The sequence below is a fragment of the Serratia sp. root2 genome, assembly GCF_031931805.1.
In the GTDB taxonomy this organism is placed as follows: domain Bacteria; phylum Pseudomonadota; class Gammaproteobacteria; order Enterobacterales; family Enterobacteriaceae; genus Serratia; species Serratia inhibens.
Genome location: NZ_JAUJXB010000008.1, coordinates 127,708 through 139,418, shown reverse-complemented (window position 1 = coordinate 139,418; position 11,711 = coordinate 127,708). Strand labels below are relative to the sequence as shown.

The following is an 11,711-nucleotide window of genomic DNA, read 5'->3' as shown; positions in this document are numbered from 1 at the left end:
AAGCTCTTTACGAGAGGACATGTTTTACTCCAGGTCGGATTAAAAAATCAGTCAAGTTTTCTATTTTCTCAGACTCAGCATTAAAACGGCAATCCCTAATGCCAAATGAGAGCGAGTTCACAACTTATTAGCACGATCGGACGGTTTTTCGGAATAACACTATTCTCCCGATTGCTGACGTACACTAGTCTCGTGCGACAAGATTTCCCCTAAACTACACTCGCATTTCCCCTTGTTACCATTACAGGAAGATGGCCTTATGAAAATTCGTACCTCTTTGATTGCATTAAGCATTGCCACTTTGGTAAGCGGCTGTCAAAACCTGAATACCGATACGCTGATGCAGTCTGGGGCGCAGGCGTTTCAGGCGGCAACGCTGAGCAATGACGACGTTAAAACCCTGAGTGTTAAATCCTGCGCAGAGATGGACAGCAAGGCACAAATCGCGCCGGCCGACAGCACCTACGCCAAACGTCTGAACAAAATCGCGGCGGCGCTGGGAGACAATATCAATGGCACACCAGCCAACTACAAGGTTTACGTTACCAAAGACGTGAACGCCTGGGCGATGGCCAACGGCTGTATCCGCGTTTACAGCGGGCTGATGGACATGATGACCGACAACGAAGTGGAAGGCGTTTTGGGCCATGAAATGGGCCACGTGGCGCTGGGACATACCCGCAAGGCAATGCAGGTCGCTTACGGCACCGTGGCGCTGCGCACTGCGGCATCCTCGACCGGCGGTATCATAGGTTCGCTGTCGCAATCGCAACTGGCGGATGTGGGCGAAAAACTGGTTAACGCCCAGTTCTCGCAGAAACAGGAAAGCGAAGCGGACGACTATTCGTTCGACCTGCTGAAAAAACGCGGTATCGATCCTAACGGCCTGGTCACCAGCTTTGAAAAACTGGCGAAAATGGAAGCCGGTCGTCAAAGCAGCATGTTCGACGATCACCCGGCCTCCGAAGAGCGTGCGCAGCATATTCGCGATCGCATAGCAGCAGGCAAGTAAACCTCAACGCCCGGCCTCAGCCGGGCGTTTTTTATCTCTTAATACAACGATTTCTGCGGTGGCCCGGCGAAGGTCAGCGGCCCGATACTGTTCATATCCACCTCCACCACCGACGGCCCCGGATAGTTAATCGCTTCCGCCAGCACGCCCTTGAACTGCGCCGCACTGTCCACCTTCCAGGCCTTCAGCCCCATAGCCTCGGCGACCAGCGTAAACGCCGGGGTATGCAGCTCGTTGTAATACTGGCGGCCGGCAAAGTATTTATCCTGGATGCCGCGCATCACGCCATAACCGCCGTCGTTCATGATAAGCAGCGTGATATTGGCCTGCTCCTGCGCCATCGTCGCCAGTTCTCCCAGCCCCAGCGCCAGCCCGCCGTCGCCCACCAGCCCAACGACCTTACGCTGTGGGTTAGCGATCGCAGTGCCGATCGCCATCGGCAGGCCCATGCCGATCGCCCCGGCCAACGAGTGAATGTTGCAAAGCGGCGAAATGGCGCGGAACAAACGGCTGCCCCATACGCTGCCGGACACGGTGATATCGCGTACCAACAGCCCATCCTGCGGTAACGCGGCGGCAATGGCGTCGTTCAGTTTGGCGTATTCTCCCGACTGCTCGCGCAGCGCGCTTTCCGCCTGCCGCACCGCAGAGGCGATCGCGGCATCCCAGTCGGCATTCACTTTCTCCGCCGGGCTCAATCGGGCGGCCAGCGCGTTAAGCAATGCGGCGCAGTCGCCGTTGATTTGCTCATCTGCCAGATAGTTACGGTTGCCCGCCGCCGGATCGATATCAATCTGCACCAGCGGGCGCGGCAGCGGCAGCGTCCAGGTACGAGTTTCATTGCTGCGCAGGCGCGAGCCGGCCACCAGCGTCAGATCGCACTGCGTCAGGATCGCCTCAATGCTTGGTGAATTATGAAACGCCCGCAGGCTGCGCGGATGGCCATCCGGCAGAATGCCGCGCCCGTGGGTGCTGGAGATCACCGCCACCCCGGCATCAGCCAGCTTGCGTACCGCATCGCCGCAGGCAAGCGCCCCGCCACCCAGCCACAGCAGCGGCCGTTTAGCACTTTTCACCCGCTGATACAGACGTTCTACCGCATCGTCATCCGCCGGCGGCAGCGGCGCTGGCGCTAACGGCCGGCTCAACACCGAGCTGGATACCAGGCTGCTTTGAATATCGATCGGGATCTCTACCGCCACCGGCCCGCAAGGCAGGGTCTGCGCATCCAGGATCGCCCGCTGGATCACCGCCACCGCCTGCTCCGGGGTGTTAACCCGGTAGGCGCGCTTGGAGCAGGCACGCAGGAAACCGAGCTGATCGCGAGTTTCATGAATAAACCCGGCATCGGCATCCAGCCAGGCTTTTTCCACCTGGCCGGTAATGTGCAGCAGCGGCGTGTTGGCGTTTAACGCTTCGATCATCGCGCCGACCGCATTGCCTGCGCCCGCGCCGGTGCTGGTCAGCGCCACGCCCAGGCCGGAAAAGCGCCCGTGAGCGTCGGCCATGGTGACTGCGCCCGCTTCGCCGCGTGCCGGTACGAAGCGGATTTTTCCGCGCTGCCCCACCGCATCGGCAATCGGCAGATTGTGGATAGAAATGATGCCGTACATCGCCGACACCTCGTATTGCTCCAGCGTCCGGGCTATCGCTTCACCAACCGTTATTTTATCGCTCATCATCAGCCTTCTTATTGTGTTCGTTGTAGGGTTCCCGACAAATTTTTTCCTGACCGGTTTGTCAGTCGCTCCAGCGGTTCACCTGATGGTTCAGCGCCAGGTACAAGCTTTTCTGCTGCATGTAGGCTTTGATGCCGTTCAGACCCTTTTCGCGGCCCAGACCGCTCTCTTTGAAACCGCCGAAAGGCGTAGAAATAGAAAATGTTTTGTAGGTATTGATCCACACCGTGCCGGTTTCCAATTGCTCCGCCAGCGCCATTGCCCGTGGGAAGTCGCGGCTCCAAATCCCGGCAGCCAAGCCGTACACCGAGTCATTGGCCTGTTCGATCAACTGCCGTTCGTCATCGAACGGCAGCGCCACCAGCACCGGGCCAAAAATCTCTTCCTGACAAGCTCGGGCGCTGTTGCTTAACCCTTCGATAATGGTCGGCAGGTAATAGCTGCCGCCCGCCAGCAGCGGATCGGCCGGAGCCTCGCCGCCAATCACGACCCGGCCGCCCTCTTGCTGCGCCAGCGCCACATAATCCGCCACGCTTTGGCGATGTTTATCGTTAATCAACGGACCGAGGTGCACTCCCGGCGTCAGCGGATTGCCCACCCGCAGCCCGGCCGCCAGTTCACTCAGGCGCGCCAGCAGCGGCTGATACAGCGAACGATGTACAAACAGCCGCGAACCGGCGATGCACGCCTGCCCGGCTGAGCTGAAAATACCGTAACAAATCCCGCGCGCCGCCTGTTCCAGATCGGCGTCTTCCAACACGATGGTCGGCGACTTGCCGCCCAGTTCCAGCGAGGTGGGGATCAGTTTTTCGGCGGCAACATGCGCCAGATGCCGGCCGGTATTGGTGCCGCCGGTAAAGGAAATCTTTTTCACCAACGGGTGACGCGCCAACGCTTCGCCAATCACCGAGCCTTTGCCCGGCAGCACGCTGAGCAGCCCGGCGGGCAGCCCGGCCTGTTCAAACAACTCGGCCAGTTTTAGCGCCATCAGCGGCGTGGCTTCGGCCGGTTTGAGTATCACCGCATTGCCCGCCGCCAGCGCCGGGGCCACCTTTTGCATTTCACTGGCAATGGGTGAGTTCCACGGCGTGATGGCGGCAATAACGCCCATCGGCTGATACTGGCTCAGGGTCATCACTTCGGCGCTGCGCTGGGTGGGCAGTTCTCCCTCCAGCACTTCGCAGGCGGCGGCGAAATAACGGGCAGTGGCTGCCGCGCTGGCCACCAGACCACGGGTTTCCGCCAACGGCTTGCCATTGTCGCGGGTTTGCAACTGCGCCAACTGTTCCTGTTGCGCCAGAATCAGGTTACTGACGCGATAGAGGATCGAGGCGCGTTGGTGCGGAACCAGCCCGCGCCACTCGGGGGCGCGCCAGGCGCGCTCCGCCGCTTCCACCGCCTCATTCACGTCGTCGACGCTGGCGGCATTCAACCGCGCATTGATGCTGCCGTCGGCCGGGAATACCGAGGTCATCTCATCGCCCCGGCCTTCGCACCAGCGCCCTGCCACAAAAATCTTTAACTTTTCCATGCTCCGCTCCTGCCGTTCAGGCAATAAAGCCACCGTCGATCTGACGGCGGCAGGCTTGTACCGCGCTCAGCGCCGCCAGGGTAGACGTCTTGGGATTGCTGGCCAGCGGGTTGCCGCTCAGCTCAATGTGGAACTCGCCGAAGCTGCCGCACACCTGCAGCCGATGGGTATTGCGCCGGGTATGCGGATCGACCTGCAATCGCACCCGCGTAGCGTCCATGCCCAGCCCGTTCAGCGCGATGGTCGCCGCCACGTTGGCATTGGCCGGAAACAGCCGCGCCGCTTCGCGTGCCGACCCCTCAAAGAACACCCGCGCCTCGCTGACCGTATCAAGGTCGATCAGTTTTTCCGCCAGGCTGCCGCGCCAGCTGGCCGGGCTTTTGCTGGCCTGATAGGTAACGCTGTCCAACCCGCCCTCGCGCGCCGACGCCAACCCGTCCATGCCCGCCACCGCGCCTGACAGCACGATCACCCGCCCCTGATGTTGCCGCCCGGCCTGTTGCAATCTGAGCTGCAGCGCCGCATCCGCCAACGCTCCGGTGGAGATCACCGCCAACGACCAGCCGCGTTTTACCACCGCCTCGCCAAACTCCGCCACCGCCTGCTGGCTCGCGCACTCCAGAACCAGATCCGGCTGCCCAATACATTGATCCGGGTGCGTCAAGGCCTGCACTTTGCCGCCGAAGGCGCTATTGATAGCCGCATGATGGGCCGTGCGCGCCACGATCCAGCCAACGTCGACGCCCTCCGGCAGGCGAGAAAGCACTTCTTTCGCCATCGCGCCGTAGCCAATCATCATGATGTTCTTCATTTTTCAGCTCCCAACAGTTACAGATGGCGGTTAAAACCACCGGAAACGTCCAGCGCCGCACCGGTGGTAAAGGACGCTAACGGCGAGGCAAGGAACAGCAAGGCCAGAGCCGGCTCCTGCGGTTTACCCAGGCGTTTCATCGGTATGCCGCGCCGTTCGGCGATCGCCGCCGTCCACTGTTCCCAACTTTGATCCTTATCGCTGCGCTCTTCGAAACGCCGCCGCCACTGACCGGATTCGACCATGCCCAGCAGAATCGAATTAACGCGAATGCCCTTTGCCACCAGCTCTTTCGACAGTGTCAGCGTCAGGTTTAGCAGCGCGGCGCGCGCCGCCGAGGTGGCGATCATGTGTTCTTCCGGCTGCAACGCCAGCAGCGAATTCACGCAGGTGATTGAGGCAATCTCCGAGCGCTCCAGAGCCGGTAAAAAAGCCTGTACCGGGTTAATCACACCGAACAATTTCAGCTCGGCCTCATGCAGCCAGGCGGCGCGCGGCGTTTGGTCAAAATGGGCGACAAATCCCTGGCCGGCGTTATTGATCAACAGATCCACCCCGCCGAAATGTGCCGTCACCCGTTCGGCGAACTTTTCCACCTGCTGCTCATCGAGCACGTCGCAGCACAGTGCCAGCACTTGCGCCTGCGGGAATTCATCGCGCAGGCTGGCTTCGGCGCTGGCCAGTTTGTCCGCATTGCGGCCGCAAAACGCCACCTTCGCCCCTTCCGCCAGCAGCAGACGCAGGGTCTCGAAGCCAATGCCCGACGAGCCGCCGGTGACGACCGCGACCCGATCCTCAAGCTGAAAATTCATGGTTGAATTGCTCCCGTAAAATCCTGCAGATAACGGTTAAACTGCGCCGACGCCTCGAGATAGCTGGCATGCCCCGCGCCGTCAATCAGGCGCAGCGGCGCGTCATGCCGTTGCGCCAGCCTCGCAGCCGCCTCGGGGGGCGTGATGCGGTCTTTATCACCACACCACACTTCCAGCGGGCCGCGATAGCGCGCCAAATAGCGGTCGATATCCTCGTTGGCCAGCATCCAGGCGGCGCTGAGAAAACCCTCGGGATCGAGCTGCTGCATGCCATTGCGCACCCAGGCGATATCCTGCTCCGACGCCTTTTCACTCAGCAGCGCAGCCGCCCGCTGTTCGCCGTAGCCCAGCGGCCCCAGCGTTTCAATCATCTGTTTGCGCTGGCCATAAACCTGGCGCCGTTTTTCCTCCGTCGCCGTGGCGTAGCCCTGCGCGGGATCCGCCAGCACCAGCCCGCACAACCCGTCCGGATAGCCTGCGGCATAGGCGCTGGCGATCAACGCGCCAAGCGAGTGGCCGATAATCAGCGGTTGCTCCAGCTCCAATTCGGTCACCAGCGCCGCCAGCGCGGCGGCATAGGCGGCGGCGTCCGGCTCGGTGGCGGCCAGCGGCAGGCTACCGCCGTAGCCCGGAGCATCCCAGGCCAGCAGACGGTGACCGTCGGTCAGCCCAGCATCGTTAAACTGCCTGATCCACGAAGCTGAACCGGAGCTGATGCCATGCAGCAACACCACCGGTCGGCCGTGCCCCGCTTCGCGCCAACTGAGGGAGTACCCCCCGCAGCGCCGCTGCTGACGTTGCGCCAGGCCGTTCATCAGTTGCGTTTCACTTTAGATAACGGGTGATCGGCCGGATAGGTCGGCGTTTCCGGTTTGGCCGTGCCGAGCATTACGCACATCAGCGCCTCTTCCTCGCCGTGATTGAACAACCCACGGTAGACGCCGGCCGGCACCGAGATCAGATCTCGCTCTTTCAGCTTGGTTTCATAATATTCCGTGCCATCCTGGATCATCAGCGTGATGCTGCCTTTCAGCATAAAGAACACTTCTTCCACGTCGTCGTGCAGGTGCAGCGGGCCTTCGCATTTCGACGGCAATACCATGGTGGAGAAGGTGAAGTTTCCCGCCGGAATGGTGTTGGTGTCGTTAACCACCCCGGTAGCACCGGTACCGATGTAGCGCATCTGCGCGCGACGGTATTTCGGGTCGTAGTCGGCCTGGAACTTCAACGCGTTCCAGTCATATTTACGGCCTTCGAAGCGGGCGATACGTGATTCCACCCAATTCTCCATCGACTGATCCTGCGGCTTGACGCCGGCTTGTTTCTCAACCTGGGACATGTTGTCACTCCTGTGTTGAATCAAACGGTTATCCCCTTCGTCTTTCACACCGCCGCGTTGTTGACTGCATTCGCTCACTCCAGTCACTTACATCAGTAAGCTCCTGGAGACTCACGAACTTGTCGCCTAGCCGCAGCGTGAAATCCATTGGGCTTATCAATTGTTAATTCAGTACTTTTTCAGCAACGGCAGCAGAATGATGCTGCCGATAAAGGCCATCACCACCAGGAACAGCAGGCCGTTATCCATGTTGCCGGTGGCGGCGATCAGCGCCCCCATCAGCACCGGCGCCAGCGCGCCGGCAAAATTGCCCAATCCGTTAAAAATACCGCCTGCGGTGGCGCTGACCTTGCTGCTGGTCGCTTTCGCCAGCAGCGCAAAGATGTTCGGCGCACCGGCCCCCCACATAAAGGTGCTAAAGGCCATGGCGGCAATCACGCTATAGGTGCCCTGCAGATGCAGCACCACGCCCAGACCCAGCCCGGCGCCGCACAGCGAGACAAAGCAGGCCAGCGCACGACGATCCAGCTTGTCCGACAGCCAGGCGCCGACCACTTCGCCGAGCAGCATGGCGATAAACGGCAGCGATGACAGATAACCGGCGTGTTCCAGATGTATGCCTTTCCCCTTGATCAGGTAGCTGGGCAGCCAGCCGTTCATGCCCCACAGGTAGGTCAGGAAGGCGATGTTAAACAGGCAAATCATCCAGAAATGCGGATTGCGCAACAGTTCCCTGCGCTGCTGTTTACGTTCCACCGCCACAGGCTGTGCATCGGTTTTGGCCGCCGGACGCGCCACGTTCAGGTGGCGCATGCCAAACAGCACCAACAGCATGACCGGCAGCGTCAAAAACGCCATAAAGAAGAAGGTGGTCTGCCAATCGAAAGTATTGAGGATATACAGCGTCACCGGGAAACCGAGCGCAGCCCCCAGCGGCGTGCCAAGCAGCCACAACATGGTGGCGCGAGCCTGCAATCGCTGCGGGAAGGCCTGGCGGATAATGGCGTACGCCATCGGCAGCAACGGCCCTTCCGCGATACCAAGCAGGATACGCAGCGTCATCATGGTGTGATAAGAACGGGACAGCCCCATCAACACCATCAGCACGCCCCACACCACCATCATGCCGATCAGCACTTTCACCGGATTCAGCCGGTCGCCAATACCGCTCAGCAGCATGGAGGATATGCCGTAAGAGAACAAAAACGCGCTCATCAGCAAGCCGAGCCGCGCCGGATCAAAACTGATGCCCAACGCCTGTTGGAACTCGCTGTCGGAAAACAGCGCCGCAATGCTGATCTTGTCGAAAAACGCCAGCAGCACGCAGGCGAACAGCGCGATCGGCACCGACCAGCGTACCCGTTGCTGCGGATTTTCGGCAACGGCGTTCCCCACCCGTCCAGCGCGGGCGTCAATGTCTTGCGTAGTCATAAAACGCTCCCGAGGTTCGGGCGTTATTTCAACGCCATCAGAGAAAATTCCGCGTCCGCCAACTGCTGCGGCTCCAGCACCCGCCCACCGGCCAGCCAGCGTTTGCCCAGCTTGATTGTGCGTGCATCGTTAAATGCCACCATCTGCACCAACTGCCGATCGGCGTTGAGCGTAAAGAACACCTGCGACTGCGGCGTACGGCGTACCACGTGATGTACCCCGCCGATCGGCACGCCGAGGATCTGAATATTGGTGTCGTATTGATCCGACCACAGCCAGGCCACGTCGTTGTAAGGGGCGGCAAAGGCATCCAGCATCGCGCAAGCGGTGCTGATCGCCTGATTCTGCGCATAGGCCCAGGACTGCAGGCACAGACCGAGCGTCGGGTGACGCGCCACGTCGCCGGCGGCGAAGATCGCCGGGTGGCTGGTGCGCCCCTGACCATCGATCACGATGCCGGCGTCAACCTTCAACCCGGCGCTGTGCGCCAGTTCGAGGTTAAGCTCGACGCCGATCCCCACCACCACCAGATCGAAAGCCTGAGGATCGCTGCTTTCACTGCCGATCCAGGCGGTGCCGTCACGATCCTCCAGCGAGATCTCGCCGCAGCCGCAGCGTACCGTTACGCCCTGTTGCCGGTGCAGCTCAAGCAACGCCTGCGAAACGTCAGCGCCAACGCTACGCATGCACAGCGCAGGCTGACGCTCAAACACCGTCACCTCGGCACCGAGCCGCCGGGCGGAAGCGGCGATCTCCAGCCCAATCCAGCCGCCGCCGACGATCGCCAACTGGCGGCAACCTTGCAATGCCTGGCGCAGTTTTGCCGCATCGTCCCAGGAGCGCAGCGTCATCACCCGCGGATGGTTGGCCCAGGTGGCATTCGGCACACGTGGCCGACCGCCGGTGGCGATCAGCAGTTGATCAAACTGCAACCGCCGCCCATCGCCAAGCGTGACGATTTGCTGTTGCCCATCAATGGCTTCGGCACGCAGCGGGCGGTACCAGTCGATATTCAACCCGGCGACCACCTGTTCGCTGAACAGCCTGCTGAGCGGCGCATTGCCGTCCAGCAACGCCGCTTTGGAAAGCGGCGGGCGTTCGTAAAAATCGTAAGGTTCGTCGCTGATCACCGTCAGCCGGCCCGCGTAACCCCGATCGCGCAGCGTTTTCGCCGCCCAACCGCCGGCCTGCCCGCCGCCGATAATCACGATGCCCGCCTGTACTGGCTGGCTCATAGCGCCTCCGGTTTTTTCTGCTGGCGGCGTGTGTCGTGGTCAATACCGCCTTCCACCGCCCACTCGGTGAACGACACCAGTGAGTGCTCCAGCTCACGCGGTTGCCAGTTTTCGGTCAGGTAATCGTCATTGGTGTAATACTCGAATGCACCGCCGGTCGGGCTGTTGACGTACCAGAAATAGGCCGAGGAGATCGGATGGCGGCCGGGGCCGATAAAGGTGCTCCACTTCTCTTTGTTCATGGCGATGCCGCCGCCAATCACTTCGTGGATGTCGCGAACGGTAAAGGCCACGTGATTGAGGCCACGCGGACGATTAGGCAATTTCAGCAGGAACAGATTGTGATGGCCGCCGCGCGCCTGGGTCCGCAGAAACACCGCGCGATCGATATAGCGATCCGATACCTGAAAACCCAGCACTTCACGGTAAAATTTTTCGGTAGCGGCGAGATCCTCGACGAAGAACACCACGTGGCCGATGTTGATCGGCTGCGCCTGCGCATACACCGGGCTGGGCTGATCGATGCGGCGCACGTCGCCCCATTGGTTGATCGGCGATACCGGCAAATCGACATCGCGCTGTTGGCTGACGCTAAAGCGCAGCGTCATGCCGTTCGGATCGCGGCACTCCAGCTCCTCCCCCACCTGGCGGAAACCCGGCATCTGCGCCAGCAAGGGGGCCAGAGCCGCCAATTCGCTTGGGCTGTCGACGCCCCAGGTCATACGGCGCAAGGTGGACCCACCCTCAAACGCCGCCGGCAATACTTCGCTCTGCAACGGATGCAGCACCACTCGCGCACCGCTCAGAGTAGTGAATTCACGCTGAGGTTCACCCCAGTGCTGGGTGGTCGCCTGCAGGCCGAAGTCCTGCATGAATTTTTCGCAAGTTGCCAGATCTTCGACGCCAAATTCCAGCTTTTCGATTCCGATTACGCTCATTATTTTGCCTCACGTTCTCGCTGAATGCGTTTTTCAGGCATGATCGAACCCCGACCCCTGATGGATGTGGGCCTTATCCCTGCCTGAGTAAAAGAGTCGGTGCCGTCAGTTAACCGACGTTTGCCTGCGGCGGTGCGCCCAGGAAGCCGGAGATTTTCTCCGCTGCGTCCCGCACTTCCCTGCGTAGCCGCTCGCGATCCGCTTTCGGGATCTCATCGAACGGCACCATAATGCTGACCACGGCCTCAACCCGCTGCTCGCGGTTGAAGATCGGATAGACGATCGAAGAGATGCCGTGGCGGAAAAACGACTCGCCGATCACATAGCCGCGCGCCTTGTCCTGCTGAACCATCTGCCACAAGGTTTCACGATCCGCCGGGGTGCCCGGCCCGCTGCCCGGCAATTGTTCTTGCGGATACAGCAGCTCGAACTCTTCGCGAGTGGCGCTGGTCAGCAGCATGCGGCCGAGCGAGGTCTGGTGTACCGGCAGACGAGTGCCGACGCTGACCTGATTGATTTGCGAACCGGCGGCGCTGACGCGGGCGATGTAGATCACGTCGCGCTCATCGCGGATCGCCAGATGGCTGCTGCACTGGCTGCGATCGCGCAGCTGTTCGATCACCGGCTGGCCGGCCTGCGCCACGTCCAGCGAGGCGATATATTCAAAACCGAGCCGCAGCACCTTGATGCCCAGAGCAAAGGTGTTGGTGCGCGAGTTACGTTCCAGAAAACCCAGATGCTCCAGCGTTTGCACCACGCGGTAAGCGGTCGCCTTCGGCATATCGACCAGGCGATGCAATTCTGCAAAGGTCATTTCCTTGTGCTGCTCGCCAAACGCCAGCAGCAGCTGCAACCCGCGATCCAGCCCCGGGATCAGATACTTACACGCTTGATCGTCTGCCATGTGCTGCTCCTGGCTAAAA

General features: G+C 60.8%; 11 protein-coding genes. 1 reads left to right on the top strand and 10 read right to left on the bottom strand.

Going from position 1 to position 11,711, the window contains the following annotated elements; genetic code table 11:
* Positions 1 to 259 precede the first annotated feature (259 nt).
* Positions 260 to 1,012, top strand: coding sequence for a M48 family metallopeptidase (locus tag QZQ97_RS23380; RefSeq protein WP_004947785.1), 753 nt, complete (start codon positions 260 to 262; stop codon positions 1,010 to 1,012).
* A 38-nt stretch (positions 1,013 to 1,050) separates the two neighbouring features.
* Here the strand turns inward: QZQ97_RS23380 and QZQ97_RS23375 are convergent, their stop codons facing one another.
* The 10 genes from QZQ97_RS23375 to QZQ97_RS23330 all read right to left on the bottom strand — a co-directional run bounded on the left by QZQ97_RS23375 (position 1,051) and on the right by QZQ97_RS23330 (position 11,692).
* Positions 1,051 to 2,691: a thiamine pyrophosphate-binding protein gene (locus tag QZQ97_RS23375; protein ID WP_311995381.1), complete on the bottom strand. Its 1,641-nt coding sequence runs from the start codon at positions 2,689 to 2,691 to the stop codon at positions 1,051 to 1,053.
* Between the two features lie 61 nt (positions 2,692 to 2,752).
* Positions 2,753 to 4,222 carry an aldehyde dehydrogenase gene (locus QZQ97_RS23370; RefSeq protein WP_311995374.1) on the bottom strand — a complete coding sequence of 490 codons (1,470 nt, stop codon included), beginning with the start codon at positions 4,220 to 4,222 and terminating at the stop codon, positions 2,753 to 2,755.
* A 16-nt stretch (positions 4,223 to 4,238) separates the two neighbouring features.
* Positions 4,239 to 5,033: an aspartate dehydrogenase gene (locus QZQ97_RS23365; protein WP_311995373.1), complete on the bottom strand. Its 795-nt coding sequence runs from the start codon at positions 5,031 to 5,033 to the stop codon at positions 4,239 to 4,241.
* A 17-nt stretch (positions 5,034 to 5,050) separates the two neighbouring features.
* Positions 5,051 to 5,845 carry an SDR family oxidoreductase gene (locus QZQ97_RS23360; RefSeq protein ID WP_311995372.1) on the bottom strand — a complete coding sequence of 265 codons (795 nt, stop codon included), beginning with the start codon at positions 5,843 to 5,845 and terminating at the stop codon, positions 5,051 to 5,053.
* Positions 5,842 to 6,660 (bottom strand): alpha/beta fold hydrolase, encoded by an 819-nt coding sequence (locus tag QZQ97_RS23355; RefSeq protein WP_311995371.1) that lies wholly within the window; start codon positions 6,658 to 6,660, stop codon positions 5,842 to 5,844. Before QZQ97_RS23355 ends, QZQ97_RS23360 begins: the two co-directional genes overlap by 4 nt.
* Complete coding sequence (locus QZQ97_RS23350; protein WP_311995370.1) at positions 6,660 to 7,184, bottom strand: cupin domain-containing protein; 525 nt, start codon at positions 7,182 to 7,184, stop codon at positions 6,660 to 6,662. Before QZQ97_RS23350 ends, QZQ97_RS23355 begins: the two co-directional genes overlap by 1 nt.
* Before the next feature lie 168 nt (positions 7,185 to 7,352).
* On the bottom strand, positions 7,353 to 8,615 hold the full coding sequence (locus QZQ97_RS23345) for an MFS transporter (protein WP_311995369.1): 1,263 nt from the start codon (positions 8,613 to 8,615) through the stop codon (positions 7,353 to 7,355).
* Between the two features lie 23 nt (positions 8,616 to 8,638).
* Complete coding sequence (locus tag QZQ97_RS23340; protein WP_311995368.1) at positions 8,639 to 9,850, bottom strand: NAD(P)/FAD-dependent oxidoreductase; 1,212 nt, start codon at positions 9,848 to 9,850, stop codon at positions 8,639 to 8,641.
* Positions 9,847 to 10,788 carry a VOC family protein gene (locus QZQ97_RS23335; RefSeq protein WP_311995367.1) on the bottom strand — a complete coding sequence of 314 codons (942 nt, stop codon included), beginning with the start codon at positions 10,786 to 10,788 and terminating at the stop codon, positions 9,847 to 9,849. Before QZQ97_RS23335 ends, QZQ97_RS23340 begins: the two co-directional genes overlap by 4 nt.
* A 109-nt stretch (positions 10,789 to 10,897) precedes the next feature.
* Positions 10,898 to 11,692, bottom strand: coding sequence for an IclR family transcriptional regulator (locus QZQ97_RS23330; RefSeq protein ID WP_311995366.1), 795 nt, complete (start codon positions 11,690 to 11,692; stop codon positions 10,898 to 10,900).
* Positions 11,693 to 11,711 lie beyond the last annotated feature (19 nt).

Excerpts from the sequence above, each read along its gene's own strand:
- QZQ97_RS23380 (WP_004947785.1), top strand. The coding sequence starts at position 260 with ATGAAAATTCGTACCTCTTTGATTGCATTAAGCATTGCCACTTTGGTA.
- QZQ97_RS23375 (WP_311995381.1), bottom strand. The coding sequence starts at position 2,691 with ATGAGCGATAAAATAACGGTTGGTGAAGCGATAGCCCGGACGCTGGAG.
- QZQ97_RS23370 (WP_311995374.1), bottom strand. The coding sequence starts at position 4,222 with ATGGAAAAGTTAAAGATTTTTGTGGCAGGGCGCTGGTGCGAAGGCCGG.
- QZQ97_RS23365 (WP_311995373.1), bottom strand. The coding sequence starts at position 5,033 with ATGAAGAACATCATGATGATTGGCTACGGCGCGATGGCGAAAGAAGTG.
- QZQ97_RS23360 (WP_311995372.1), bottom strand. The coding sequence starts at position 5,845 with ATGAATTTTCAGCTTGAGGATCGGGTCGCGGTCGTCACCGGCGGCTCG.
- QZQ97_RS23355 (WP_311995371.1), bottom strand. The coding sequence starts at position 6,660 with ATGAACGGCCTGGCGCAACGTCAGCAGCGGCGCTGCGGGGGGTACTCC.
- QZQ97_RS23350 (WP_311995370.1), bottom strand. The coding sequence starts at position 7,184 with ATGTCCCAGGTTGAGAAACAAGCCGGCGTCAAGCCGCAGGATCAGTCG.
- QZQ97_RS23345 (WP_311995369.1), bottom strand. The coding sequence starts at position 8,615 with ATGACTACGCAAGACATTGACGCCCGCGCTGGACGGGTGGGGAACGCC.
- QZQ97_RS23340 (WP_311995368.1), bottom strand. The coding sequence starts at position 9,850 with ATGAGCCAGCCAGTACAGGCGGGCATCGTGATTATCGGCGGCGGGCAG.
- QZQ97_RS23335 (WP_311995367.1), bottom strand. The coding sequence starts at position 10,788 with ATGAGCGTAATCGGAATCGAAAAGCTGGAATTTGGCGTCGAAGATCTG.
- QZQ97_RS23330 (WP_311995366.1), bottom strand. The coding sequence starts at position 11,692 with ATGGCAGACGATCAAGCGTGTAAGTATCTGATCCCGGGGCTGGATCGC.